General features: G+C 69.4%; 18 protein-coding genes. 3 read left to right on the top strand and 15 right to left on the bottom strand.

From position 1 onward, the window contains the following. Window positions 1-6: 6 nt before the first annotated feature. The 5 genes from FCL41_RS01035 to FCL41_RS01015 are packed head-to-tail and all read right to left on the bottom strand — an operon-like array spanning window position 7 to window position 4,700. Window positions 7-807 carry an ABC transporter ATP-binding protein gene (locus tag FCL41_RS01035; protein WP_137064380.1) on the bottom strand — a complete coding sequence of 267 codons (801 nt, stop codon included), beginning with the start codon at window positions 805-807 and terminating at the stop codon, window positions 7-9. Next, window positions 804-1,850: a FecCD family ABC transporter permease gene (locus FCL41_RS01030; protein WP_212723037.1), complete on the bottom strand. Its 1,047-nt coding sequence runs from the start codon at window positions 1,848-1,850 to the stop codon at window positions 804-806. The genes FCL41_RS01035 and FCL41_RS01030 overlap by 4 nt, the downstream gene beginning before the upstream one ends. After that, window positions 1,847-2,860 (bottom strand): FecCD family ABC transporter permease, encoded by a 1,014-nt coding sequence (locus FCL41_RS01025; RefSeq protein WP_137064381.1) that lies wholly within the window; start codon window positions 2,858-2,860, stop codon window positions 1,847-1,849. Before FCL41_RS01025 ends, FCL41_RS01030 begins: the two co-directional genes overlap by 4 nt. Window positions 2,861-2,865: 5 nt before the next feature. Next, window positions 2,866-3,684, bottom strand: a complete 819-nt coding sequence (locus FCL41_RS01020; protein ID WP_137064382.1) for a siderophore-interacting protein — start codon at window positions 3,682-3,684, stop codon at window positions 2,866-2,868. Beyond that, the gene (locus tag FCL41_RS01015) at window positions 3,681-4,700 is read right to left on the bottom strand and encodes an ABC transporter substrate-binding protein (RefSeq protein ID WP_137064383.1); all 1,020 of its coding nucleotides are present in this window, start codon (window positions 4,698-4,700) and stop codon (window positions 3,681-3,683) included. Before FCL41_RS01015 ends, FCL41_RS01020 begins: the two co-directional genes overlap by 4 nt. Before the next feature lie 53 nt (window positions 4,701-4,753). Here FCL41_RS01015 and FCL41_RS01010 point away from each other — a divergent pair, with 53 nt between their 5' ends. After that, window positions 4,754-5,566 (top strand): helix-turn-helix domain-containing protein, encoded by an 813-nt coding sequence (locus tag FCL41_RS01010; protein WP_137064384.1) that lies wholly within the window; start codon window positions 4,754-4,756, stop codon window positions 5,564-5,566. Between the two features lie 30 nt (window positions 5,567-5,596). Here the strand turns inward: FCL41_RS01010 and FCL41_RS01005 are convergent, their stop codons facing one another. The 7 genes from FCL41_RS01005 to pdhA form a co-directional block, all read right to left on the bottom strand. Then, window positions 5,597-6,577 (bottom strand): DUF2804 domain-containing protein, encoded by a 981-nt coding sequence (locus FCL41_RS01005; RefSeq protein WP_137064385.1) that lies wholly within the window; start codon window positions 6,575-6,577, stop codon window positions 5,597-5,599. Window positions 6,578-6,858: 281 nt separating this feature from the next. Beyond that, a complete protein-coding gene (locus tag FCL41_RS01000) occupies window positions 6,859-7,104 on the bottom strand; it encodes a hypothetical protein (protein ID WP_137064386.1) in 246 nt (81 codons plus the stop codon). After that, complete coding sequence (locus FCL41_RS00995) at window positions 7,101-13,397, bottom strand: RHS repeat domain-containing protein (protein ID WP_138868043.1); 6,297 nt, start codon at window positions 13,395-13,397, stop codon at window positions 7,101-7,103. Before FCL41_RS00995 ends, FCL41_RS01000 begins: the two co-directional genes overlap by 4 nt. 45 nt (window positions 13,398-13,442) lie before the next feature. After that, complete coding sequence (locus FCL41_RS00990) at window positions 13,443-16,394, bottom strand: LamG-like jellyroll fold domain-containing protein (protein ID WP_137064388.1); 2,952 nt, start codon at window positions 16,392-16,394, stop codon at window positions 13,443-13,445. A 280-nt stretch (window positions 16,395-16,674) separates the two neighbouring features. Next, window positions 16,675-18,165: a dihydrolipoamide acetyltransferase family protein gene (locus FCL41_RS00985; RefSeq protein WP_137064389.1), complete on the bottom strand. Its 1,491-nt coding sequence runs from the start codon at window positions 18,163-18,165 to the stop codon at window positions 16,675-16,677. Further along, entirely contained in the window at window positions 18,165-19,190 is a 1,026-nt protein-coding gene (locus FCL41_RS00980) for an alpha-ketoacid dehydrogenase subunit beta (protein WP_137064390.1), read from the bottom strand. Before FCL41_RS00980 ends, FCL41_RS00985 begins: the two co-directional genes overlap by 1 nt. Next, on the bottom strand, window positions 19,187-20,404 hold the full coding sequence (gene pdhA / locus FCL41_RS00975; RefSeq protein ID WP_137064391.1) for a pyruvate dehydrogenase (acetyl-transferring) E1 component subunit alpha: 1,218 nt from the start codon (window positions 20,402-20,404) through the stop codon (window positions 19,187-19,189). Before pdhA ends, FCL41_RS00980 begins: the two co-directional genes overlap by 4 nt. A gap of 120 nt (window positions 20,405-20,524) precedes the next feature. Between pdhA and FCL41_RS00970 the strand changes: the two genes are divergently transcribed. Continuing rightward, window positions 20,525-21,448 carry a cation diffusion facilitator family transporter gene (locus tag FCL41_RS00970; protein WP_137064392.1) on the top strand — a complete coding sequence of 308 codons (924 nt, stop codon included), beginning with the start codon at window positions 20,525-20,527 and terminating at the stop codon, window positions 21,446-21,448. A 42-nt stretch (window positions 21,449-21,490) separates the two neighbouring features. Here FCL41_RS00970 and FCL41_RS00965 read toward each other — a convergent pair whose 3' ends face one another. Next, window positions 21,491-23,023 carry an MFS transporter gene (locus tag FCL41_RS00965; RefSeq protein WP_239021715.1) on the bottom strand — a complete coding sequence of 511 codons (1,533 nt, stop codon included), beginning with the start codon at window positions 23,021-23,023 and terminating at the stop codon, window positions 21,491-21,493. Between the two features lie 70 nt (window positions 23,024-23,093). On the opposite strand from FCL41_RS00965, the gene FCL41_RS17590 reads away from it, so the two are divergent. Next, on the top strand, window positions 23,094-23,630 hold the full coding sequence (locus tag FCL41_RS17590) for a TetR/AcrR family transcriptional regulator (protein ID WP_137064393.1): 537 nt from the start codon (window positions 23,094-23,096) through the stop codon (window positions 23,628-23,630). Window positions 23,631-23,654: 24 nt separating this feature from the next. Here FCL41_RS17590 and FCL41_RS00955 read toward each other — a convergent pair whose 3' ends face one another. Beyond that, window positions 23,655-24,500, bottom strand: coding sequence for a DUF72 domain-containing protein (locus FCL41_RS00955; RefSeq protein WP_212723038.1), 846 nt, complete (start codon window positions 24,498-24,500; stop codon window positions 23,655-23,657). Between the two features lie 3 nt (window positions 24,501-24,503). Next, window positions 24,504-25,508 carry a glutathione S-transferase family protein gene (locus tag FCL41_RS00950; RefSeq protein ID WP_137064394.1) on the bottom strand — a complete coding sequence of 335 codons (1,005 nt, stop codon included), beginning with the start codon at window positions 25,506-25,508 and terminating at the stop codon, window positions 24,504-24,506. Window position 25,509 lies beyond the last annotated feature (1 nt).

The raw sequence follows: 25,509 nt of genomic DNA, 5'->3' as shown, positions 1-25,509 counted from the left end.
GTCAGATCAGTGCGGCACGACCATGGGAGTTCCGGCGACCGGGTCGGCCACCACGTCGCACTCCATCCCGAAGACCTCGCGCACCAGGCCCGGCGTCATCACCTCGGCCGGTGGCCCGGCGGCGACCACGGCACCGGCCTTCATCGCCACGAGGTGGTCGGCGAAGCGGCACGCCTGGTTGACGTCGTGCAGCACCGCCACGACCGTGCGTCCCTCGTCGCGCAGGTGGGCCAGCAGCCGGAGCAGCTCGTACTGGTGGGCGATGTCGAGGAACGTCGTCGGCTCGTCGAGCAGCAGGTAGGGCGTCTCCTGCGCCAGCACCATGGCGATCCAGGCCCGCTGCGCCTGACCGCCGGAGAGCTCCTCCACGCGACGGTCCGCGAGGTCGGTGACGCCCGCGGCAGCCATCGCCAGGTCGACCGCCGCCTGGTCGGCGGGAGTCCACGTCGACAGCAAGGTGCGGTGCGGGTGACGCCCACGGCGTACGAGTGGCTCCACCGCGATGCCTTCGGGCGGGGTGAGGCGTTGCGGGAGGAAGCCGATCTGGCGCGCGACCTCGCGGGGACGCAGGCGGCGTACGTCGACCCCGTCGAGCTCGACCGCCCCGGTGCGGGGCTCCAGCAGTCGCACCATCGAGCGCAGCAGCGTCGACTTGCCGCAGGCGTTGGCCCCGACGACGGCGGTGAAGGCGCCGTCGGGCACCTCGACGGTGAGGTCGGTGGAGATCACCCGCTCGCCGTAGGCCAGCGTCACGCCGCGGGCCGCGAGCCGGGCCGCGGTCGGGGTCGGGGTCAGGGCGGCAGTCATCGCTTCACTTCCTTCACGAGCAGCCAGATGAGGTAGAGCCCACCCAGGGCGGTGGTGATCACGCCGACCGGCAGCACGATGGGCTTGGCCAGGGTCTGGGCGAGCAGGTCGGACGCGACCAGCACCAGCGCCCCGGTCACGGCGGCGGCGGCCAGCGGGACCCCCGCGCTGCGGGTCAGTCGGCGCCCGATCTGCGGCGCCGCCAGGGCCACGAAGACGATCGGTCCGGCCACCGCGGTCACGGTGGCTGTGCAGCCGACGCCGAGCAGCACCATCACGAGGCGGTGGCGGCCCAGGCGTACGCCCGTGGTCACCGCGACCTCGTCGCCCAGCGCCGCCTGGTGCATGGTGCGCGAGCAGAGCGCCAGCCCCACCGCGAGCACCGCGACGACGCCGAAGGGCAGCAGGACCTCGCTCCAGTCGAGCCCGTTGAGGGAACCGGCGCTCCACGCGGTCGCGGCGATCGCCACGTCGAGGTCGGAGCGCAGGATGATCCACTGGTTGAGCGCCACGATCATCGCGTTGACGGCGATGCCGATGACGACGAGCCGCAGCCCGCTGAAGCCCTGCTGGCGCGACAGCGCGTAGACGACCAGCGCGGTCGCCACGCCTGTGGTCACCGACCCGACCGCCAGCAGCGCGGGGGTGGCCGACGCCAGCGTGATGACCAGCAGCGCGCCGGTCCAGGCACCCGCGTCGAGGCCGATGATGTCCGGGCTGCCGAGCGGGTTGCGGGTGAGGTTCTGGAAGACCGCACCGGCCAGGCCGAGCGCGGCGCCGAAGACGAGGGCGGCCAGCACCCGGGGCGCGCGCCACTCGGAGATGACGAACGCCTTGTCGCCCCGTCCGAGGATCCCGGCGAAGGTCTCCCCCGGCGAGCTCCAGGTGGTGCCGTGGCAGAGCGCGGCGAAGGCGACGGCCAGGGCGACCACGGAGATGGCGCCGCAGGCGAGCACGTAGCGACGTCGATGGGCCGCGACGCCGCGGGTGGGCGCGACCGGTGAGGCGGGCAGGCGCCCGGCGGTCTGGTCGATCGTGCTCACAGGCCCACTGTCCCGTAGCGGCGCACGACCCAGATCAGCACCGGCCCTCCGAGGAAGGCGGTGACCACCGCGACCGGCACCTCGCCAGTCGGCAGGAGCACGCGAGCCAGCACGTCGGCGGTGAGCACCAGCACCGGGCCCCCGAGCACGCAGAGCACCATCAGCCAGCCGATCGAGCCCGAGGCCAGGCGGCGTACGAGGTGGGGCACGATCAGGCCGACGAAGCCGATCGGCCCGGCCACGGCGGTGGCGGCCGCCGCCAGCACGGTGAGGACGACGACGGTCAGCACGCGCGTGGTGCGCACCCGCGCTCCGAGCGTGGTGGCGACGTGCTCGCCGAGCGCCATCGCGCTGAGCGAGGGCACCAGCAGGACCACCGCCACCAGGGCCACGACGATCACGGAGAGCGGCAGCCCGAGCGCCACCTGCTCACGCCCGGCCAGCGAGCCCACCGACCAGAAGCGGTAGTTGTCGAAGACGTCCGGCATCATCAACCGGACCCCGAGCCCGAGGCCGGCGAGCACGGCACTCAGCGCCACTCCGGCGAGCAGCAGCCGCAGGGGGTTGTCGCGGCCCACGGCATAGACCGCGACCGTGGCCACGACCGCGCCGATGCCCGCGGCCAGAAGCTGGCTGACCTGGGAGTCCACGCCCCAGGCAGCGGTGGCGACGACGATCGCGAAGGAGGCTCCGGCGGTGACGCCGAGGATGCCGGGCTCGGCGAGCGGGTTGCGCGTCAGCGTCTGCACCAGGGCGCCGGAGACGGCCAGCGCGGCGCCGACCGCGCAGGCCAGCCAGAGCCGCGGCAGCCGGAGCTCGCGCACCACGACGTGGTCGTCGCTGGTCGGGACGAAGTCGGTGAAGGCACGCACGACCTCGGCCAGCGGCACCTGGCGGGCGCCGACGGCGAGGCTGAGGGCGGCGACGACGACCAGCGCCGTCGTCGCGCCCACCAGCCCCAGCACTCGTCGTCGCGACGCCGGGGAGGAGGGACGAGCAGCTTCAGTCATCGAGCTCAGTCATCGAGGTCGGCGACCCCGCGCTTCCAGTAACCGGTCACCAGGGCCTCAATGCCGTGCTCGCGGCTCCACGCGCGCAGCGGCTTGACGTCGCCGGCCTCGCCCGCGGCGAAGAGGAACGTGTCGTCGGGCAGGTCGAGCCCGGCGACCACCTCTGCGGCCCGGGAGCCCTGGGAGCGGTCCAGCCACTGCACGCGTACGCCGTCGAGCTCCCGCAGCGGGTAGTCGCACTCGTGCGCGTGGTCGACGTCGATCACGACGTCCGCGCTGACGTCGCCCGGCGACTCCTCCAGCCACCGCGCCACGGCCGGCAGGCCGGTGGGGTCGGCGACCAGCACGTAGTGGGCGTAGGTGCGCGGGAAGGCCTTGGCTCCGGGCGGGCCGGCCAGCACGACCTCCTCGCCGACGGCGACGGAGCTGGCCCATTCCGAGGCCACGCCACCCTCGTGGAAGACGACGTCGAGGTCGAGCTCGCAGGCGTCGCGGTCGAAGCGGCGGACGGTGTACTTGCGGGCCGGCGAGGAAGGACGCGGCCAGTCGAGCGTCTGGTGGTCGTTGGGCACCGGGTCGTTGCGGGTGCCGTCCGGGAAGGGCAGCACGACCTTGACGTGGTCATCGGCCTGGTAGCTGTGGAAGCCGGCCAGCTCCGGCCCACCCACGGTGAGCCGGAGCATGGACGGAGTGACCTCGGTGCGCGCCACCAGCACGCCGCGGGTGAGCAGGATCGGGTAGCCGATCCGCCTCACCCCGCGGCCGCTGGCGTGGAACTGCGCCACCCGGGGGCCCGGGTCGGCGCGGGTGAACTCGTCGGTCACTGGAGGCTGCCGAGCGCCTCGTCGAGGGCCTTGAGGGTCTGGAGCGCCGAGGTGTAGGTGGTGGCCTCGGTGTAGCGCAGCCCCACGGTCTTCCCGGCCTTGACGGCGGGGAGGTTCTTCCAGAGGCCGGAGTCGAGGACGTACTGGACGGCCTCCTCCGGCTTGCCGTCGGGGCCGACGGTGTAGGTGATGACGTCGACGTCGGCGAAGCTGGCCGGCAGCTCCTCGATGGCGGGGTACTCGGCGACGTCCGCAGCGCCGCCGCCCTTCTTCTTGACCTCGCCGGCGTAGGTGACGCCCACGTCGGTGGCGATGTTGGTGCCCCAGCTGCCGGCGAACTCACGCTGGAAGGTCCCGGCGGAGATGTCGCCGTAGGCGCCGACGTGGCCGAAGTCGACTCCGTCGAGCACCTCGGCGTGCTTCTCCTTCAGCTCCTCGGCCTCAGCGAGGTAGGCATCGCGGGTCTTCTCGAAGCCCTCGGAGGCACCGGCCGCGTCGGCCTGCTTCTCGCTGATCGTCTTCCAGGAGTCGGGCAGGCTCGGGCCGAGGACGACGACGGGCGCGATGCCCTCGAGCTTCTCGATGTCGAGGTCGACCAGGGCGGGCTTGGGCACGCCGATGACGATCAGGTCGGGCTCGGCCTCGGCGATGGCCTCGTAGTTGGTGGAGGCGGCGGTCTCACCGGCGACCTTGGGCAGCTCCTCGTAGGTCTCACGGTCCTCGTCGGTCATCAGCGGCACCCCGCGCGACCACTCCGAGACGCCGACCAGGTCGGCGTCGGACTCGATGAGCACGGGCACGGCGTAGCCGGTGGCGATGACGCGCTCGGGGTCCTCGGGGATCGTGATGTCGCCGTTGTCGGCGGCGAAGGTGCGTGTCTTCTCGTCGCCGGAGTCCGAACCCGAGTCGTCGGCGCCGCAGGCGGTGAGGGCCAGGCTCGCCACGCAGGCGACGGCAGCGAGGGCGCGGAACGGACGGCGGCGCGGGGACGGACGGGAAGACGGACGAGGAGACATGTGAGTAAGGTAAGCCTTACCTTTTCGCGCACGTATCGCAGGGAGGACACCTCGTGTCGCTCACAGGACAGTTCACGCACCAGGACGTGCTGGTGGAGGAGCACGCCTACCGGCTCGGGCCTCCGACCGGGATCCTGGTGCTGCGCTACCCGGCGGGCGAGGGACCGACCCACTTTCCCGAGACCCGCGACGACCACCGCCACCAGGTCTTCTGGTCGCCGACCGGCGCCCTCGCGGTGCGCCACGGTGGCGCCACCACCCACCTGGGTCCCGCACAGGCGTTCTGGGCTCGGCGTGGAACCACGCTGGAGGTCACGACCTGCGGCTCCCAGGCCGTGCACGTCGCCTGCGTACGCGAGGCCCCCGGCCACCTGAGGGACCTACCGGCGGCCACGGTCGACCTGACCCCCACGGGCCGCGCCGCGCTCGAGCGCCTGTGCCTGCCGGGCGTCGACGAGGACGAGGCCATGGAGCTCAAGGAGACCCTGTTCGCCGGGATCACCGCTCCCTCGCTCCTCGAGTCAGCCGGACGCGGGACCGGCCCGGCCCGGCGGGTGGCCGCCGCGATGATGAGCGATCCCGCCGACCCCACCGAGCTCGCCGAGTGGGCCGTGCGGCTGCACACCAGCCTGAAGACTCTTCAGCGCGACTTCCTGCGCGAGTACGACATGTCGTGGACCCAGTGGCGTACGACGATGCGCCTGCAGGCCTCCACCGCCCTGCTGGGGCAGTACGGCGTCACCGACGTCGCCCACCGCGTCGGATGGGCGAGCCCGTCGGCGTACGTCCAGGCCTTCCGCAGGCACTACGGCCTGACGCCGGGCGCGTGGGTGCGGAGGAACGCGCTGCGCGCCGAGGCTGCGTGAGGAGTCAGTGACGCCGCGGACCGCGTGGCGTCACCAGCGGTTGTGCGCCTCCTCGGCCCACCCGACCAGCCCGTCGAGTGACACCTTCTCGCCCTCGTCAGTCGTCGCCCAGCCGGCGAAGTGGCCGAAGCACTGGTGGGTCTCACCGGCCAGCACCCACAGGTTGGTCGTCGCCACCCGCTCGTGGAACGGCACGAAGGTGGCGTCGATCCGCGGTCCGAGCACGTGCCACGGCTTCAACCAGTCGCTGCGGTCGTAGCTCCACTGCAGGTCGTCCGAGATCTTGTGCAGCCGGCCGTCGACGAAGAGCGCGTTCTCGGTGGAGCCGGTGCCGTCGGTCCACTTGCCGCCGAGCTGGATGCCGACGCGGCGGGCGGGGTCGTAGGCCGCCGCCCAGTTCCAGGTCATCGAGTAGGGCCACTTGCCGCGCCCGTGGTCGAGCACGGCGAAGGAGCCCTCGCCCACCTCGTACGTCTCCCCGTCCAGCGTGAGCGTGCCCGAGACCCGGCGCGCGACGTCCTTGACGGTGTACTGAAAGCGTTTCGCGCTCCACGGGACCACGACGCCCAGCGACTCGTGGCCGGGATCGAGCGGCACGTCGAGGTGCACCGTGATCGCGCCCGCGGAGGCGCTGATCGCGGTGCCGGTCGCACCTTGGTCGATGGTGATCTCGACGCCGCCACCCGAGGTCAGCACGGCGCCGGTGCCACTGACCTCAGGCATCACGACACCGCGCGCGAGCGGGACGATGCCGTCCTCGGCCCACTCGCGGCCGGTGGCGCGTTCGAGGACGTACAGGCTCGGGACACCCGCGTAGTCGAGGGTGGAGGCGACGATCCCGATGACGTGGGTCGGCGTGACGACGCCCCAGTACTCCCAGCGCTTCGCCCGGCCCCAGCCGCGCAGGTTGGCGCGGTGCAACGGCGTACGCGTCCACCCCACTGCGGCGGGGTTGAGCCTGCCGTCGGGCAGGCAGAGGTCGACGGGGCTGGTGATCTCGCGTTCGGTCACGGGCGCAGCCTGTCAGACCGGCGCGCGCCCGAAGGCCATTAGCCGTCGACGGGCAGCTCGTCGACGGGCCCGCGACGAGACCCATCCATTGACCTTGCCCCATCGGACACCCTGGCCGATGGGGCGGTACCCCACCTCGTACCGAACTCGCCTGAGAGGACGCTGGGTTCACGATCCCACTACTCACCTTCGCTGACGACGCGCGTGCGATTCTTTCGCCGCAGATCTCAGGCGGCCTCATCATCTGGCCAACTCGCACGGAGGGGAACTGCCTGAGGCCGTCACAGCGGTTCCGTTTCCCAAGCAGGATGGACTTCGGTCACCCAGACTTTCGTGTTCGGAAGCACCCGCATGATGGCTAGCGCAACCCTGTCGGGATCGAGACGCTCAAAATCGGGACTCGCCAGAAGGAACACCTCTTCGGATGGGTCGACATCGATCGCGCGAAACGCTGAGGAAACGCCGAAACTGGCAAGGACTGCCCGTATGTCCTCGCGGACCAAGGGGCCCATTTCGTTGCCCGTCACAACGGCGGGTCCATGCGTAGAGTCCAAATCTCGTTCAGTTGCTGCTGCGGGTTGGGGAACAACCACTCGGGTCCGCCACCCGGATTTCCGTCGAGCGGCAGCGCGTCACGCTTCTTGACACCACCCATGTCGCACACTCTCGCGCACGTGACGTGCTCTCCCGAGTTGACCTTTGGCAATCCGAGCCTCGAACGCGGGTTGGCCATCTTGAGCGGATTCTCGGTCGTCCACGAGTGTCCCCACTTTCTAGCATCGTTACCGTGGATCCGGTACACCAACTGACCAGCGTCGTCGATTGTTCCTGCGCCAACACCGAGATTGTCCGTGACAGCTTCCACCCTCTTCCCGGCTTTGCGCCACTCGCCCACGCCGGAGATCAGCTCTCCGACCAGGTTCGTGACTCGGCCCGCTAGGTCAGCCGCCTTCTTCCACTTCCAGGGCGCCCCGTACTTGGCGATGATCTTGACTGCGAAGCCGGCCCCCACGGTGGTCAGCACATTGAGGGCAGTGCTGGCGCACGAGCCCGCCGATCCGTTCTGGATGCAGTCGAGGCCGGCCGTCACACCCAGTTCGTCGAGGACGATCTTGCCAAGCTCTTTGGCTGTCGCGATCAGCTTGGCCCTGACCGCCTTCTCGGCAGTCTGGGCGGCAACGACTTCCTGAGCAGCCTGCTGGACCGGCGCAGGCACGGGCGGCTTCGGTTCGCTCGGCGACTGCCTGGTCCCACCACCGGGGGAGTCCGGGATCGGCAGGTTGGTGGGATGGTTGCCGGGCCCGTCGTGCTTCGTGGGGAACAGGCCACTCGCGTCACTGAATGCCAGCGGGTTGCTGCGGGCGTAGGCGAACCCCTGCATCTGCCGACTGTCGCCATGATCGACCAGCGGGTCGTCGGAGATGAACATTCCCAGGCGCGAGTCGTACTCCCGCGCACCGAGGTGCGTGGTGCTGGAGTCGATTGTCCCGCCGACGAAACCACGGTTCCCCGTCCAGTTGCCGCCGGTCGCGTTGACCGGCCGAGTCTGACCGAACGGCAAGGTGCGGCGTGTGCTCACAGTCTGGTTGGAGTGCTCGATCTGCAGCTGGGACGTTCCCTGCGGGTCCGCCACCACGAAACGGATCGTGCTGGCCGTGCGCAGCGCCACGTTCTCACCGCCGGCGCTGTAGAAGCGCGTGGCGGAGGCAGCTCCCGCAGCAGGCACAAGAACCTCGGTGTGCCCGAGTTCCAAGGTGCTGTTGCCGGACTCCCGCTTGATGAGACGGTTACCTGCAGCGTCATAGACGAACGACCCGTCCATCTCGCCCCACCCGTCGTAGCTCTCCAGGAGCCCGTCGGCCGTCCACACGTTGCCCTGGATCCGGCCGCCGAACCAGTCGAAGTCGACGACACGCGACCCTGCGGAGTACTCCAGGTAGCGCTCGGTGTGCTCCCCTGAGGCGCTGTCGGTCGAGATGGTGGTCGGAGTGTGCGGCTGTACGGTGTTCTCCACCGGCGCCGGGTAGGTGTAGGCGTCCGTGGCTGAGATGACATTCCCGTCGTAGCGTGTCTCCGTCAGCCGGTTGCCAGTTGGGTTGTCGTACGTCCACGCCACACGGTAAGGCGAGGGCCCCGTACCGGCCGTAGCGTTCCAAGCGCACGCGTCAGACGTCGAGGCCTGCGTCCACGCTCGCGTCATCTGACCCATCTGGTCGTAGTCAAAGCACTGCGACTCCCCTAGGGCGTCGTCGCTGATCTTCGTGACGTTGCCGGCCGGGTCGTACGTGTACCCGGTGAGCCGATCGGCGTTGTTCGCTCCCTCGCGCTGCACCCAGTTCATGGAGAGTCGACCCGTGTCCGCGGCGTACACGCGCCAGTCGAAAACCGCTTTGCTGAGAGTTGTACCCAGGGTTCGGACGGACACCTCGCCGAACTCCGAGTACTCGGTGTCCACCACGTACGGGCTACGACCGACGAGCGTGTCGAGCTGCCCGAAGCCGTCGTACTTGTAGATGAGAGTCTCGGCTGCCATCGCGGGCGACGTCGCAGGACCGATGCGAGGGAGCGAGGTCGTGGCGACCGTGCCGTCACGGTTGTAGGTCATCGACGTCGTGTAAGTGCCGGCCAGACCCGTCTCGCCAGCAGGGATAATCACGCTCGAGCCAAGCGGCCGGTAGGCGGCGTCGTAGCCGGTGACCGCTGTCGTGTACGGCGCCATGGTTCCACTGGGATCCTTGGCGTACCGCGTCGCACTTGCGAGCTGACCTTTGGCGCCGGCGAGGGTGTCGTAGGTCCAGGTGGCCATAGTGGTGCTGCCCTCGGACATCTTCGTCCGGCGACCGGCGCGGTCGTACTCAGAGCTCACGGTGCGTCCGGCGCGGGTGCTGCTCACCAAACGGTCCTGGTCGTCGTACGTGTTCCGGGTCTCCCCCGAGTCAGGGTCACTCGAGGCGATCAGACGACCCCGGAGGTCGTAGGTGTAGACCCACTCGTTCGACTCGTCGATGTTCGGCGTGGAGGTCAGATCCGCGCCGTCGCGGACTCGCTTCACCTTGCCGTCGGGGTGGTAGTCGTAGAGCGTCCGGGCGCCGATCTCGCTTGCCGCGCCGGTGGGAGAGTCGACGAGATACTCGATCTTCTCCTTGACCCGGTCACGCCCGTCCAGCACTGAGACCGTCAGAGGCTCCTTGCCGGGCGGGTTCACCGTGATCCGGTCGCCACCGTAGGTGGTGCTCGTGTACCACTGCACGGTGCTGTAGGACTTGAAGTCGTTGCGCACGACGCGGCCAGCTCCGTCGTACTGCGTGGCCTCGACCCGCGGGATCGTGTTGTCGCCGGGGGCCGAAACCAGCGTCGCCGAGGCAGCCGCCGAGTTGAAGTACGGTCCCTTGATGGCGGTCTCGAGCCCAGCGCTGTTGTACTCCGTGTCGGTGATGAGGCGTCCGCCCTGGGTGCCGGTTGCCGGTGCCTGGTACTGGCGCGGTCGCAGTAGACCGTCGTAGAACATGTAGCTGGTCAGGTACGTGTTGTCGTTGCGCAACTGCTGCGTCGTGACCACGTTGCGGCCGTCCGCCTTGACCCGGTAGTCGAACTTCACCGAGGCCGGAGCGTCCGACGCCTTCGAGCCGGCCGTCGACCAGACGCTCGTGACCTGACCCAGCGCGTTGTAGGCATAGTCGATGCGCTTGCCGTTGAGATCAACCTCGGCGTCCGGCAGCCCTCGCTCACGGTTGAGGTACTGGATGCTCTTCCAGCGATCAGCTGGGGCGGTGCTGCCGTTGGGTGCCGGCTCGTACGTCGTGACGACGTCGGGATGACCCGTGGCAGGGGAATACTCGACGCTCTCCACGTTGCCGCCGGCGTCCGTCGTCGTCAGCACGCGCCCCAGGGCGTCGTACGTCATGACCGACTTGGTGACGACCCCGTTCTCCGCCCGGACCGCCGTGCGAGTCACATCGCCCTTCGTGGGGGCCACGCCCATGGCCTGACCGTCGTAGGCGTGGGTGGTCTCACTCACCAGATCGGAAGCCGTCACGGCCGCCGAGCAGGTCTTGCTCGTCACCGTCACCTTTGACAGCTTGTCGAGGATGCCATTGCCCTTGACGTACTCAGTCTTCGTACAGAGGTCGTCGGTCGCCGTGGCCACGTCGCCCAGGTCGTCGAGCCGCGTGGGCAAACCGTCGGCGTCGTAGGTCGTGACGCTCTTGGTCTGACGCACCCCCCCGGCCGCGATGGGGGTGAAGACCTGCGTGCTCTGGTTCTTGACCAGTCGTGCGACGTCACCGCCACCGGTCGCGATGACTGGCCCGAGCCACGGCGTGTTGACCGTCGTGGTCACCTCGGCTCCCGAAGCGCTGGCCAAACGCACCGTCTCCTCCCGCACCACGCCGTTGAAACGGTTGTGGTCCGTCAGTGCCGGGGCCCTCAGTCCGGTCAGACTGACCGACTTCGTCGTGCCCGGAGTCGAAGTCCGGTCGCCGTGCATGCCCCGCATGTAGCGGAACTCCTTGAACAGAGTGGACACCCCTGCTCCGGTCGTCTCCCTCACGTGGGCATAGCCACGCCAGTCAGACCAAGTGCGGTATTTCTCGCGCGTCAACTCGGCGTCGTCGTAGTGCCAGGCGGGGTTGCCAACGTACTCGTACCGCGTGGCGACGTCTGGCTGGCCACCGCCGAGGTCCGACTGCGTGACGGTCTTGGCCAGGTACTTGTGGAAGAAGTGGAGGTTCTGTGCGAACGAGCCGGGCTCCATCCACCAGACCGGAAAGCAACGCTTCGCGTTCGAGTCGAGGTTGGCTTGGGTCGGCACGTTGCTCGCCGAGCACTCCGCCGCCGTGTACTCCACGGAGATGCGACTGCCTGACTCAGAGTCGACGGAGGAGAGCCGCGACTTCATCAGCGGCGGAGCGTCCTGGTTGTCGGGGAAACCCGAGACGCGGTTGGGCATCAAGGCATACGTCAGCACCACAGGATCCAGCACGATGTTCTTTTCACCCAACCCGGTGTGAACGATCTTCTGCAGGGTGAGGCTGGCACCGGTCCCATCGGTCGCCGGCGGGAAGGTGTGGGTCAGGTCGTAGCGGTCGACGTCCGTGTGCGTCGTGCCTTTCAAGACCTGACTCGTGATCCGCGACAGGCGCAGACGGCTGAAGAACGACGGCGCGTGGTTGCCGTCACCGCAGGTGCCCGACGTGCAGACCTGGTCGAACGGCACGTCCGGCCAGTGCTGGGCGTTGGCGCTGTTGAGCGGCTCGGACTCGCAGTTGAAGGACGAGGTCGACAGGCACCGCTGCGCGTAGCTGAGCAAGACCCGCGACGGTGACTTATCGGCTCGTGTGCTGAGGCGTCCTCCGTACTCGATGCTCACGAGACGACCGGCGCGGTCGTAGTCGAGCGCCTCGGCACCCTTGCGCGATCCGTACCGGTTGCCTTCGCGAGCGTAGAAGTACGTCAAGAGGTTGTCGTGCGCGTCGACGACGAAGTCGACGTTCCACCGGTACGCCTGGGTGCAGTCCGAATCGGTGAAGGCGGAGGCATGGCACGGCTCGCCGGCCTGGTTACCGAAGACAGGCGCCACCAACGTGGAGTCAGTGTCCTTCTCGTCGCCGGCAGCCCACTTCTCCCGCCCGAAGTGATAGCGGGTTCCGTCCGGGGTGGTGAGCACCCAGTACTCGTTGTTGTTGTCCGCGTTGTGGCCAGTGGTGCGCCGCTCGATCGTCGAACCGTCGGCGTCCTTGAGGTGCCAGTTGCCGGAGGAGTCCTTGACCAGCTCGGTGGAACGGCCCCCCAGGACGAGGCTCGCATTGTCGTCGCGCCAGCACTGGTCGGACGTCTTCTGCGACGCATTGCTGCCGCCCATGTCATCAGCACAAGAGACGAACTTGCGCTCGACGTAGCCGACCTCGCCACTGAAGCCTTCGCCGATGTACGACGTCTGGTTGTTCGACGCCGCCGTACGTCCGTCCACGGATCCTGACGAGTAGTTGAGGCCGAATTGCGGCATCGGCCCGTTGACGGCTGAAGGCAGGTCGAACGGGTAGGACCATGTGAAGTCACCGGTCTGGCGACCAACCATCCAAGAGGCCGACGCCGACAACGATGTGGCTGAGTAGTCGCCGGTGGAACCAGAGGCTCCAGCGACCAGAGCGAGCTGGACGGTGCCCGTCTGCAGGCTCTTGGCCGGAACCGTCACCTCCGCCGTCCGATCCGCCAGCGACACGTCCGTCTCGAGCACTGTGTTGCGCTCGTCGGTCACGTCCACGAACCGGAGGCGACTCGCCCAATCACCACCGGAGGCCGCCGCGAAGTCCGAGTAGTCGACGCTGACCTTCATCTGGCCCCCCACTGGGACCGGTGCCTGCGTGGTCCGAGCGGACTCCAGCCCGCTGGGCTCGGGCTGCGTCGTGATCGCGATGTCGAGTCCCGGCGAGACGCCCTTGCGCGGAGTCACGCTGACGTCCAGGGGGCGCGTGGTCTGGCCCGTCCGGGTGGGCGCCACCCACACCGGCGTGCTCCCCACACGGGTGGCGCTCGACGCGGATCCCACCCGGGCGCGTGCCACCTCGGGCCACCTCGGGTGCTCCAGCACGCCCGCGTTCACGGACGGTGCGCGCGTCCGCTGACGCGGCGTCACCGGGGTCACCTTGACGGACTTGGCTGGTCGGGCCTCGGGGACTTTCCCGCCGCTGCCCGGAGCCGCCACCGACTCCGGTACTGCGACCAGGAAGGACGTCGTGACGAGAGCTACCAGGCTCACGAACGACAGTCCGGTGCGGGCTGCCTCGCGGCGGAAGGTGACGAACCGTGCATTCTCAGGCACCGAACTGCTCCTCAGTGGATGATGGGGACGTAGGCATGGCGGTGCTCACGGCGTGGCGACTTCCGGACGCGAGTAGCTGCGGAAGTCCCGAAGACGGCCAGCGATCAAGAAGGCCTGCGCCTCGCCTGCCGCACCCGTCCAGGCCTCAACCTCGTCGAGGTAGCCCGCGAAGTACTGATAGATCCCGGCCCCAGTCTCGACGGTCCCAACGAGCGTCAAGTCATCGCTCGTGCTTGTGGGCTGTACCAGCGTCCCGGAGAGCTCAACCTCCGCGGCCAGCTCACCGTCCACGAACAGAGCGATGTCATTGTCAGCCGCGCGATAGACGCCGGCCAGGTGCACCATGCCGGGCTCGTCCGTTGCGGTGAGCACGGACCTCGCCGTGAACGTCTGACCCGCGGTGTTGCGGACGGCGAACACGTAGCACGGATGGGTCGTGGCGTCGGGCCGGACACAGCCTGTGTCGACACCGAGCCTGTAGGAATAACCGGCTCCAGCAACTTGGCTGATCATCGTCGACGAAGACACGAGCTCGGCGTCCGGAGCGCCCACGGGGTTGACCGGATCCACCTCGGCGGCCACAGTGAAGCTATCAGCCGTCCCGACCATCGGATTGTCCGTCCAGCCCACTCCGCCTTGGGCGAATTCAAGGGCGTACTCGAGCCTGGGTTCTTGCGCCTGCTCATCCTGGGGCTCCGGCTGGAACACACCACGGAAGCGGGGGACCGGACCCCAGAGGTACAGGTCCTGACCATCGACGACCGAGTTGTTACCCGCTGCCGCTGGTTCGGAGACGTCGTTGAAGGTGTACGCAGCTGTGGCCACCAGACCCGCGCTCTCAAGCGGAATCGTGGCTGGGGCCGTCGTCGGGTTCCCCGCCGCGTCCACCGACCACACCCGCAACACGGAGAACCCGGCCTTGGGCAGGGCCAAAGGCAGCGTGCACTTCTTCGTTGTCGTGGAGCACTTGAGGTCGTTGGCGATGACGAGCTGCTGCCCAGAGCTGGTCGGCATGGCGGGTGCGTTCCACGAGTAGGCGTACTTCACCACGTCGTTGGAGGATCCCGGGCCAAACGTCACGGGAACAGCCGCTCCTTGATAGATCCACGTGGCTTCGCTGGACCAGCTGACCTCAGGTGTGCCGGGATGGGTGGAGTCGACCGTGAACTCACACCACGGCCCCAAGGTCGCCAACCCAGTGTCGTCGATCGCCTTGGGACGCCAGCTGTAGGTACCCGAGACAATCTTGCCGCCGCTGTAGGGCAGCCTCGCCGCGACGTCTGCCTGCGGGTACATGTACGTCTTGCCATTCCTCGGGTCAACCAAGGTCGTGGTGAAGCTTCCGAGCAAAGTCCCGCCCGCGCCACCAAGGCCCTTGCGCAGCTCGAAGGACATCTTCACCTTCTGGCCCTGGCCCGCGTCGCGGTCGGATGTGGTGGCCACCAGGTCGGGCGCGTCGTTCCCGATCACAGGGCGCTGGGCGCCGGTGCTGCAGGTCTTGGTGGGGTTCTGGAGCTTGAGGTTGGCGGGGGGACCGGGCGGGAACGAATACGAGACGCTCAGCACCTCGCCGTCGTCGTTGGGCCTCGGGGCGAATCGCTTCCACGCAACCGGGTCGTTCTCGTCGGCACGTAGCTGGAAGGTCACGGTCGTCGTGCCCTTGTCGGCCACAGTCTGCATGGCAGTCTTGACATTGAAGTTGAGAACGCGGTCTCCTGCTTGGTCCGCAGGGCAGTCCTCACGGCCAAACGACACGGTCTTGGAGTCCTGCAGGGAGATCGCCGAGGGCTGGTTGTTCCAGTTCGTTTTCGAGCTGATCGCGTGGGTGCGGTAGAGGTTGATCTCCTTCTTGGCGCACGAAGCCGCCCAGACCTCCTTGGCCATGAAGGTCGCAGATGACACCGTCGCGCCGGCAAGCTTGGTGCCGAGGTTGAACTGCCAGAAGAGGCGCTTGGTGCTTACGCCGTCGAAGTTCTGGTACCCGACTCCCTGGCCACCCTGACTGGTCTCGCTGCTCCAGTTCCAAGAGGTCAACGAGGGGTGCTGCCTGAACGTCATGGCCCTGCCGGCTTGGTTGAACGCCATCGACACTGGAGGGTCGATGTAGACGGGAAACTCGGTGTCCGGCGAGCGCAGCATCTCCTGGTCAGGGACCAGTGTGATCTCGTCGGGACCCGTGGCCTTCACCTCGACAGGAGCCTGTTTGGCTGCCTCAGCGGGCTGCTGCTCCACTGCCTGCGTCTGGAGCGCGGGCGTGGCCCTGGACTCATCAGTGCCGCTGGAATCCCACATCAGCGAGTCCGGAGAGCTGAGAACTTCGCGACCGAACTTGTCGCTGAGGGTGAAGCCACCTTGGCGGACCTTGAGGCTCCCGGAGCCCTCGGAAGTAACCCCCATCGGGATCTCCTTCAGCTCACGCTGGCGAGCCGCCTCGGGCGTCTTCACCTCAAGCACGTGGCTGTAGCCCGACGGCGTGGCCGTCATGAGAAGGTCGACACCCGCGAAAACGTCGATGTAGCGCGCGGTAGCCCCGTCCACAACCGGTGAGGGCAAAGCGTCCGGCCAGTCCACCACCAAAGCGTCATTGCTTCCGGCGACAAGTTCCACGAGGGCGCCGCGGCCGCCTGACGAGAATGACACCGGCGCCGCGCTGACCTTGGACTCCAGACGACCGTCGCGAACCACGAGGTCGAGGTCGATGTCCTTCCAACCTTCCACCGTGCGGGCCCGAACAGGCTCCGCCGCCATCGACCGGGTCAACGTCCCGTCGGGATTGACGCGGACTGTGTCCGTCTCGGTGTGCTCCGACGTCAATTCGACGGGTCGTCCGGAAAGGCGCGCCTCGGCCGCTGCCTTGTCCACTGCGGAGCGTTCTGCTCGATGGAGGCCCGGCGCCACCTCCAGCGCCTCGGCGCCGGTGACAAGAACCCACGAGGAGGCGGTCCCGACCATGGATGCTGCGATCGCGAGCGTGAGCGCACGTTTGATGGAAGACAATGCCCGTCCCTTGCGGTAGTCACCGTTAGTGGACCGAGCCTCGCGACTGATGAGGGCCAGGCGCCATCGCCAGCAAATGTGATCAATCTCACATTGACAACCCGGGGAGGCCCGAGTTTTGGAAAATGCGGCTCCCGCTTCCCCGCATATACCCCCAACGAGCACCCGCTTGTCCCGGAAAAGCCGCCCGTTGGAGCGGCGCTGGTCTGGTCAGGTCCGACGTGAGCAGAGACGCGAGAGACTCCAGGGCACCCCATGTTCGGGAGTCACGGCGCCCTCGTCAGAACTGCAGCGCGTTGGCCGGGTCCCGCATGATCGAGGCCACGTCGGCCAGGAATTGCGATCCCGCTGCCCCGTCGACGTGACGGTGGTCGAAGGACAAGGCCAACGTGGTCACGTCGCGCACCACCAGCTCCTCGGTCTCCTCGTCGACCCACGGCCGCTTGTTGATCGCGCCGAAGCAGAGGATCGCCGACTCACCGGGGTTGATGATCGGCGTGCCCGCGTCGACGCCGAAGACGCCGACGTTGGTGATGGTGAACGTGCCCCCGGCCATCTCGGCAGGCTGCGTACGCCCGTCCCTCGCCGTCGCGGTCAGCTGGTTGAGTGCGCGGGCCAGGTCGAGCATCCGCATCTGGTGGGCGTCCTTGACGTTGGGCACGACCAGTCCGCGCGGGGTGGCGGCGGCGACGCCGAGGTGGACGTAGTCCTTGAAGACCACCTCACCGGCCGCGTCGTCGAAGGTCGAGTTGATCTCCGGCGTCCGCTTCATCGCGAGCATGCAGGCCCGAGCCAGGAGCAGCAGCGGCGTCACCTTGACGTCCGCGTACTCCGGGCGCTGCCGCAGCCGATCGACGTAGCGCAGGCTCCGCGTGACGTCGACAGTGATCCACTCCGTCACGTGGGGCGCCGTGAAGGCGGAGGCGCTCATGGCCTGCGCCATCATCTTGCGCACGCCCTTGACCGGCTCACGGCGCTCGCGCGGGTCGGTACTGACGCGGCTCGGCGTCGACGGCGCACCCACCGCACCGAGGACGTCGTCGCGGGTCACCACGCCGTCACGACCGGTCGCCGTCACCGAGGCCAGGTCGACGCCGTGCTCACGGGCGAGGTGGCGGGTGGCGGGGGCTGCCAACGGCCGGGAAGGAAACTCCTTCCGGGGCGCGCCCGACGGCCGGGCAGGAAACTCCTTCCGAGGCGAGGTCGAAGGCTCCGCAGTCGGCGGCTCCGAGGTCGGAGGCGCCGGTACGACGGGCTCGTCGGCGCTGACCACCTCCTGGCTCTGCGCGCCACCCGGCGCGAAGGCACCTTGCACCTGCATCTGCGTCGCAGCCCCGGCCAGCGTCGACGGGGAGGCAGAGCCGGTGCGCGGGCGGCGTACGGGGCCACGCTCGGCCTTGTTGCGACCGACCAGCGACTCGCCCTCCGACCCACCGCTCGCGGCGGGGTTGGAGAGGTCGATCTCCATCTCCGAAGGAGTTTCCTTCGCCAGCGGGGACTCCACCGGCGCACCCGCAGGCGCCTCCGCCAGCGCAGCCGGGTCTCCGATCGAGATGATCGGCTCCCCCACCGGCACGGTGTCGCCCACCTGGACGAGCAGCGCCAGCACCGTGCCCTCGAAGGGCGACGGCAGCTCCACGATCGACTTCGCGGTCTCGATGTCGACGATGAGCTGGTTGATCTCGACGACGTCGCCGACGGCGACCTTCCACTCCACGATCTCGGCCTCGGTGAGGCCCTCGCCCACGTCGGGCAGCAAGAACTCAGGCATCAGAAAGCACAACTCCTGTCGACGGCGTCCAGCACCCGGTCGAGGTCGGGCAGGAACTCCTCCTCGATCCGCGAGGCCGGGTAGGGGGTGTCGTAGCCGCCGACGCGCAGCACCGGCGCCTCCAGCGAGTAGAAGCACTCCTCGGAGATCCGGGCGGCGACCTCCGCGCCCATACCAAGGTTGACGTGCGCCTCGTGGGTGACGACGGCGCGGCCGGTGCGGCGTACGGAGTCGAAGACCGGCCCCAGGTCGAGCGGCGAGAGCGTACGCAGGTCGATGACCTCCAGCGAGCGGCCCTCGTTGGCCGCGGCCTCGGCGGCCGCCATCGCCACCTTCACCTGCGGCCCGTAGGCCACCAGCGTGGCATCGGTGCCGGCGCGCACCACGCGGGAGGCGAAGAGCTGGTCGGGCGTCGCAGTGACGTCGAGGTCGACCTTGTCGGCGTGGTACTGCCGCTTCGGCTCGAGGAAGATCACCGGGTCGTCGCTGGCGATCGCCTGCTGGAGCATCCAGTAGCCGTCGACCGGGTTGGAGCAGGTGACGACCTTGAGACCGGGGGTGTGGGCGAACTGCGCCTCCGGCGACTCCGAGTGGTGCTCGACCGCGCCGATGCCCCCGCCGTAGGGGATACGGATGACCATCGGCATCCGCAGGTTGCCGCCCGAGCGGTAGCGCATCTTGGCGACCTGGCAGACGATCTGGTCGTAGGCGGGGTAGACGAACCCGTCGAACTGGATCTCCACCACCGGGCGGTAGCCGCGCAGCGCCAGGCCGACGGCGGTGCCGACGATGCCAGACTCGGCGAGCGGCGAGTCGATCACCCGGTCCTCACCGAAGTCCTTCTGCAGGCCGTCGGTGATCCGGAAGACGCCACCGAGCTTGCCGACGTCCTCCCCCATCACCAGGACCGTGTCGTCGTCCTCCATCGCGCGGCGCAGGCCGGCGTTGAGCGCCTTCGCCAGCGTGACCCGTTCGGTCGTACGCTCCGCCGCCGGCGCCACGGGCTCGATCGCGGGCGCGCTCATGACACACCTGCCTCGAAGGACGCGTGGTAGGCCGCGAAGCCCTCGCGCTCGGCGCGCAGCTCGTCGGTCTCCTCGGCGTAGACGTGGTCGAACATCGACGCGGGAGCCGGGTCGGGCATCGACTTGCAGCCCTCGCGCAGGGTGCGGCCGAACTCGTCGGCCTCCGCGGTGAGGTCGGCCAGCCAGGCGTCGTCGACGAGGCCGTTGCGGCGCAGGTAGACCTCGAGACGCTTGATCGGGTCGCGCAGCTTCCACCGCTCCACGTCGTCGTTGAGCCGGTAGCGGGTCGGGTCGTCGGTGGTGGTGTGGGCCCCCATCCGATACGTGTACGCCTCCACGAACGTCGGGCCCTGCCCCTCGCGCGCCCGCTGCAGGGCGGCGCGGGTGACGGCGTACGTCGCGAGCACGTCGTTGCCGTCGACTCGGACGCCGGGGAAGCCGAAGCCGTTGGCGCGCTGGTAGAGCGGGATCCGCGACTGGCGCTCGATGGGCTCGGAGATCGCCCACTGGTTGTTCTGGCAGAAGAAGACCACGGGGGCGTTGTAGGAGGCGGCGAAGATGAAGGCCTCGTTGACGTCGCCCTGGCTGGAGGCGCCGTCGCCGAAGTGGGCGATCACCGCCGCGTCGCGGTCGGGGTCGCCGGTGCCGACGACGCCGTCGCGCTGCATGCCCATGCCGTAGCCCACCGCGTGCAGCGTCTGAGCGCCGATGACGATCGTGTAGAGGCCGAAGTGGTGGGCCTCGGGGTCCCACGCGCCCTGGTCGACGCCACGGAAGATCGCGAGCAGCCGCAGCGGGTCGACGCCCTTGCACCAGGCGACGCCGTGCTCGCGGTAGGTCGGGAAGACGTGGTCCTGGGCGCGCAGCGCGCGTCCCGCGCCGATCTGCGCCGCCTCCTGGCCGAGCAGCTGGGCCCACAGGCCGAGCTCACCGTGGCGCTGCAGGGCCGTGGCCTCGGTGTCGAGGCGTCGTACGAGCACCATGTCGCGGTAGAAGCCGCGCAGGGTGTCGGCGTCGAAGTCCTGGTCGAAGAGCGGGTGGTGCTGGCGCTCGCCCTCGGGCGTGAGGAGCTGGACCAGCTCGGGCTCGCTGTCGCGGGCCGGCCCGAAGACCTCCTCGAACGCCTGCGTCGTGGCGACGCGCTCCGGACCCTCCCCTGCGGGGTCCGGATCCGTCGTACGGTCTGCGCCGACTACGGGGTCGTGCTGGGACATGTGGCTCCCTTCGCCGTGGCGTGGAGTCGGGGTTGCCGCACTCCACTGTCGTGGTCGTTCGTGCGTCCGGATCGAGGGTGTGAGCCGCGACACACGATGAATGGAACCTACCCTGTTCGCATGGCAGGTGCACATGACCACGGGGGCGGAGGGCACGGCCACGGGATCGGCGCGCACGCCGGTGCGCGGCACCGGTGGCGGCTGGCGGTCGCGCTCGGGGTGATCGGCACCTTCTTCGTCGTCGAGCTGGTCGCGGGCCTGGTCGCCGACTCTCTGGCCCTGCTCTCCGACGCGGGCCACATGGCGGCCGACGTGCTCGCGCTCGGCGCCGCCCTGGCGGCCACCCGGATCGCGACGCGGCCCGACTCCACCGGCCGCCGGACGTTCGGCTCCTACCGCGCCGAGGTCTTCGCCGCCGGCCTGACGGTGCTGCTGATGGTGAGCGTGGCGGTCTTCATCCTCAACGAGGCGCGGCTGCGCATCGGCGAGGACGTCGAGGTGGCGAGCGGGCCCATGCTGGCGGTCGGCGCCCTCGGCCTGGTCGCCAACCTGGTGGCGCTGTTCCTGCTGCGCGGCGGCGCCGGCGAGTCGATCAACGTCAAGGGCGCCTACCTCGAGGTGCTGGCCGACACCCTCGGCTCGGTCGGCGTCATCGCCGCCGGACTCCTCGTCATGTGGACCGGCAACCCCGTCTGGGACACCGTCGTCGCGCTGGCCATCGCCGCCTTCGTCGTCGTCCGCGCGGTGCTGCTGGGCCGCGAGGTCGTCCAGGTGCTCGGCCAGCACGCGCCGGCCGGGATCGTGCCCGCCGAGGTCGAGGCCGCGCTGGCGGAGGTCCCCGGCGTCAGCGAGGTGCACGACCTGCACGTGTGGTGCCTGACCTCGGGCATGAACGTCGCCACCGCCCACCTGGTCGCCGCGCCCGGCGAGACGGACGCCGTGCTGTCCGCCGCCGCGCAGGTGCTGCGCGAGCGCTTCCAGATGGAGCACGCCACCCTGCAGGTGGAGAGCACCAGTCACGAGTGCCACACCACCGACTGGTGACCAGGCGGGCCCCACGGGCCAGCCGTCAGGCCAGTCGTCGGATCAGCGCAGCGCGCGCCGCGCCACCAGCGCCATCGCGGCGGTGAGCAGCACTCCCAGGCCCGACGTCAGCAGGACGCCGTGGTCGAAGGCGGTCGACGCGGAGTGCAGCAGCGCCTCGCCGACGGCGCCCGGCCACGACTCCGCGACCTCGACCGCCCCGGCCAGGGTCTCCCCCGCCAGGCTTGCCTGGTCGGCCGGCAGCTGCGCCGGTACCTCGACGCCCGTGCGGAACGCCATGTTGAGCAGCGAGCCGAGCACGGCCACGCCCAGCACCGCCCCCACCTCGTACGCGGTCTCGGAGACCGCCGACGCCGCCCCGGCCTTCTCCACCGGCACGGCGGAGAGCGCGAGGTCGTTGGAGATGGTCTCGGCCAGCCCCACGCCCGCGGAGAGGATCACGAAGCCGACGAGCAGCGCCACCAAGGAGCCCTCGGAGCCGAGCAGGGCGACCACGGCGTAGCCGGCGCTGTTGAGCAGCAGGCCGATCACCACCACCTGGGCAGCGGTCAGTCGCCGGACCAGACGCACGGCGAGCAACCCGCAGACGATCGTGACCACCAGGCCGGGCACCATCAGCCAGCCGGCGGTCATCGGCGAGTAGCCGGCGACGAGCTGGAGGTGCTGGCTGAGGAAGTAGATGAAGCCGACGAACGCGAAGACCGCGACCAGGTTGGTCGCCAGCGCGCCGGAGAAGACCCGGTTGGAGAAGAGCCGGACGTCGAGCATGGGCTGCGGGCGGGCCAGCATGCGCTTCACGAACGCCACGCCGGAGCCGAGGCCGACCAGGGCTGCGACCGCGACGACACCGACGGAGTCGCCCGCGCCGGCCGCCTTCACCGCGAAGACCAAGCCTCCCAGGGCCAGCACGGCCAGGGCGATCCCGACGGGGTCGACGGGCCCCGGGTCGGGGTCCTTCGACTCGGGCAGCAGCAGCGGGCCGAGCACCAGCAACGGCACCAGCACGGGCACCGCCATCAGGAAGATGGAGCCCCACTCGTAGTGCTCCAGCAGCCAGCCGCCGACGATCGGGCCGAGCGCGGCGCCACCGGAGAAGCCGGAGGCCCAGATGGCGATCGCCTTCCGACGCTCGTCGGCGTCGACGAAGATGTTGCGCAGCAGCGAGAGGGTGGCCGGCATGAGCATGGCGCCGAAGAACCCGAGGGCCGCGCGGGCCGCGATGAGCCACTCGGCCGACGGCGCGAAGGCGGCAGCGCCCGAGACCGCCGCGAAGCCGACGGCACCGATCAGCAGGAGTCGACGACGGCCGATCCGGTCACCGACGGAGCCCATGGCGACGAGGAGCCCGGCCAGCACCAACGGGTAGGCGTCGACGATCCAGAGCAGCTGGGTGCCACTCGGCCGCAGGTCGCGGGCGAGCGAGGGCACCGCGAAGGAGAGCGCGGTGTTGTCGACCGAGACCAGCAGGACGGGGAGCATCAGCACCGCCAGGGCGGCCCAACGACGACGGGCCGACGGCACGGGCTGGGCGACGACTGGGATCGGGCTCGGGGCAGCGGGGGTGGAGACACTCACTGGCCAAACTGTACCGTCTGGACGGTTCAGTAATTGAATCCCCGGTGCTCCGTCCGGCTACCCTCCACGCATGCCTCGTCCCCCGCACGCACGCGACAAGGTGCTCGCTGCGTACGTCGGTCTCCTCGTCGAGGGCGAGCGCGGCGCCACCATGGACGCGGTCGCCGCCCGGGCAGGCGTCTCCAAGGGCGGCCTGCTCTACCACTTCCCGAGCAAGGACGCGCTCGCCGAAGCCGTCCTCGAGCTCTTCGCCCAGGTCTCCGGTGACGACCTCGTCGCGATGCGTTCCGCGCCGGAGGGCGCCGCCAAGCACTTCGTGCGCACCTCGTGGCAGGTCGACCACGAGCTCGACCCGATCTACCGCGCGGCCCTGCGCCTGGCGCAGGCCGGCCACGCCGGCGCGCTGGCGGCGATCGACGACCTGCACCAGCAGTGGCTCGCCGCGATCGAGGCCGAGGTGGGCGACCCCGGCGTGGCCCGCACGATCATGCTCATCGGCGACGGGCTCTACCACCAGACGTCGATGCCCGGCACCTGGTCGCACGACACCTTCGCGGCCGCGCTCCCCGACCTGCTCGCGCAGGTCGACCGGCTGTGCGGGCGCTGACCCCCTCCACCTGACCGCGCGGACTCAGCCGGACGCGACGCCCAGCCGCTCCATCAACGCCATCGCGTCGTGCGGCGCAAAACCCTTGGCGTCGTTGTCGAAGTAGACGAAGACGTCCTGCCCGGTTGCCGCCCAGCCACCGCACTTCTCGGCCCACGCGTCGAGCGCCTGCGCCGAGTAGCCGCTCGCGTAGAGCTCGGCGTCGCCGTGCAGGCGTACGTAGCGGAAGTCGGCGGTGTCCTGCTCGACCTTCGGCCAGCGGCCCGCGGTGTCGGCGAGCACGCAGGCGACACCGTGGCGACGCAGGACCTCGTAGGCCGCCGGGTCGACGAAGGTCTCGGAGCGGAACTCCAGCGCGTGGCGCAGGGGCCGATCGACCTCGGTGGTGGTGAGCGCCCGGTCGTCCGCGAGCTTGTCGTCGTGGCGCCGGGCAAGATCGGCGGCCGCCCCCGTGCTGCGCGGCAGCCAGCCCAGGAAGTCGTCGAGCACCTCGGCCTCGAAGCGCAGCGTCGCCGGCAGCTGCCACAGCACCGGGCCCAGCGTCGGGCCGAGCGCGAGCACGCCCGAGGCGAAGAAGTTCGCCAGGGCGGTGTCGACGTCGCGCAGCCGCTTCAGGTGGGTGATGAAACGGCCACCCTTGACCGAGAAGACGAAGTCGTCGGGCACGGCGGCGCGCCACGCTGCGTACGACGTGGGACGCTGCAGCGAGTAGAAGGAGCCGTTGATCTCGATCGAGGTGAGCTGCGACGCCGCATGCTCCAGCTCACGACGCTGGGGCAGGCCCTTCGGGTAGAAGTCGCCGCGCCACCCGGCGTAGCGCCAGCCGCTGATGCCGATGCGCAGCTCCCCGGCCCCCAACTCCCCGGGCACGGGTCACCCCTGGAGCGACTCGCGCCCGTGCGGCGTCTCCCAGACGGCCGGGTCGGGCCCGGCCGGGATGATCCCGGTCGGATTGATGTCGGTGTGCACCACGTAGTAGTGCGCCTTGATCTGCTCGAAGTCGACCGTCTCGCCGAAGCCTGGCGTCTGGAAGAGGTCGCGCGCGTAGCCCCAGAGGTTCGGCATCTCGGTCAGCTTGTTGCGGTTGCACTTGAAGTGGCCGTGGTAGACGGGGTCGAAGCGCACCAGCGTGGTGAAGAGCCGCACGTCGGCCTCGGTGATCGCGTCGCCCATCAGGTAGCGACGGGTCGCCAGGCGCTCCTCGAGCCAGTCCATCGCGGTCCACAGGCGCTCGTACGCGGCCTCGTACGCCTCCTGCGAGCCGGCGAAGCCGCAGCGGTAGACGCCGTTGTTGACCTCGGTGAAGACCCGCTTCATCACCTCTTCCATCTCCTCGCGCTGGGCGGCGGGCCACAGGTCCGGGGCACCCTCGCGGTGGTGGTCCTTCCACTCGAAGAAGAAGTCGTGGGTGATCCACGGGAAGTCGTTGGTGACCACGGCGACCGACTCGGCGTCGACCATCGCCGGCACGGTGATCCCCTTCGGATAGTCGGGGAAGCGGTTGAAGTAGGCCTGCTGCAGCCGCTCGATGCCGAGCACCGGGTCGACGCCGCCGGGGTCGCGGTCGAAGGTCCACGAGCGCTTGTCGTGGGTGGGGCCGGGCAGGCCGACGCTGATGACGTCCTCCAGGCCGAGCAGCTTGCGCACGATCAGCGAGCGGTTGGCCCACGGGCAGGCCGGCGCAGCGACGAGCCGGTAGCGCCCGGGCTCCACGGGCCAGACCTGGATGCCGTCGCGCTCGGGGTCCCGGCCGCCGTACGTCGCGTCGTCGGGGTCCGCCGAGTGCTCCCCGGCCAGGATTCGGTCCGGGATGTAGTCCATGTCCCGCTCGAACGCCTTGCCCTTCTCGGTGTACGTCGGCTTCAGGTCGTCGCTCATG

It is taken from the genome of Nocardioides jishulii, assembly GCF_006007965.1.
GTDB lineage: Bacteria > Actinomycetota > Actinomycetes > Propionibacteriales > Nocardioidaceae > Nocardioides > Nocardioides jishulii.
Note: the sequence above shows the minus strand (reverse complement) of the source record. Positions and strands in the feature narration are given on the sequence as shown.

Coding starts and splice junctions, on each gene's coding strand:
- FCL41_RS01035 (WP_137064380.1), bottom strand. CDS start 807: ATGACTGCCGCCCTGACCCCGACCCCGACCGCGGCCCGGCTCGCGGCC.
- FCL41_RS01025 (WP_137064381.1), bottom strand. CDS start 2,860: ATGACTGAAGCTGCTCGTCCCTCCTCCCCGGCGTCGCGACGACGAGTG.
- FCL41_RS01015 (WP_137064383.1), bottom strand. CDS start 4,700: ATGTCTCCTCGTCCGTCTTCCCGTCCGTCCCCGCGCCGCCGTCCGTTC.
- FCL41_RS00985 (WP_137064389.1), bottom strand. CDS start 18,165: ATGCCTGAGTTCTTGCTGCCCGACGTGGGCGAGGGCCTCACCGAGGCC.
- FCL41_RS00980 (WP_137064390.1), bottom strand. CDS start 19,190: ATGAGCGCGCCCGCGATCGAGCCCGTGGCGCCGGCGGCGGAGCGTACG.
- pdhA (WP_137064391.1), bottom strand. CDS start 20,404: ATGTCCCAGCACGACCCCGTAGTCGGCGCAGACCGTACGACGGATCCG.
- FCL41_RS00970 (WP_137064392.1), top strand. CDS start 20,525: ATGGCAGGTGCACATGACCACGGGGGCGGAGGGCACGGCCACGGGATC.
- FCL41_RS17590 (WP_137064393.1), top strand. CDS start 23,094: ATGCCTCGTCCCCCGCACGCACGCGACAAGGTGCTCGCTGCGTACGTC.
- FCL41_RS00950 (WP_137064394.1), bottom strand. CDS start 25,508: ATGAGCGACGACCTGAAGCCGACGTACACCGAGAAGGGCAAGGCGTTC.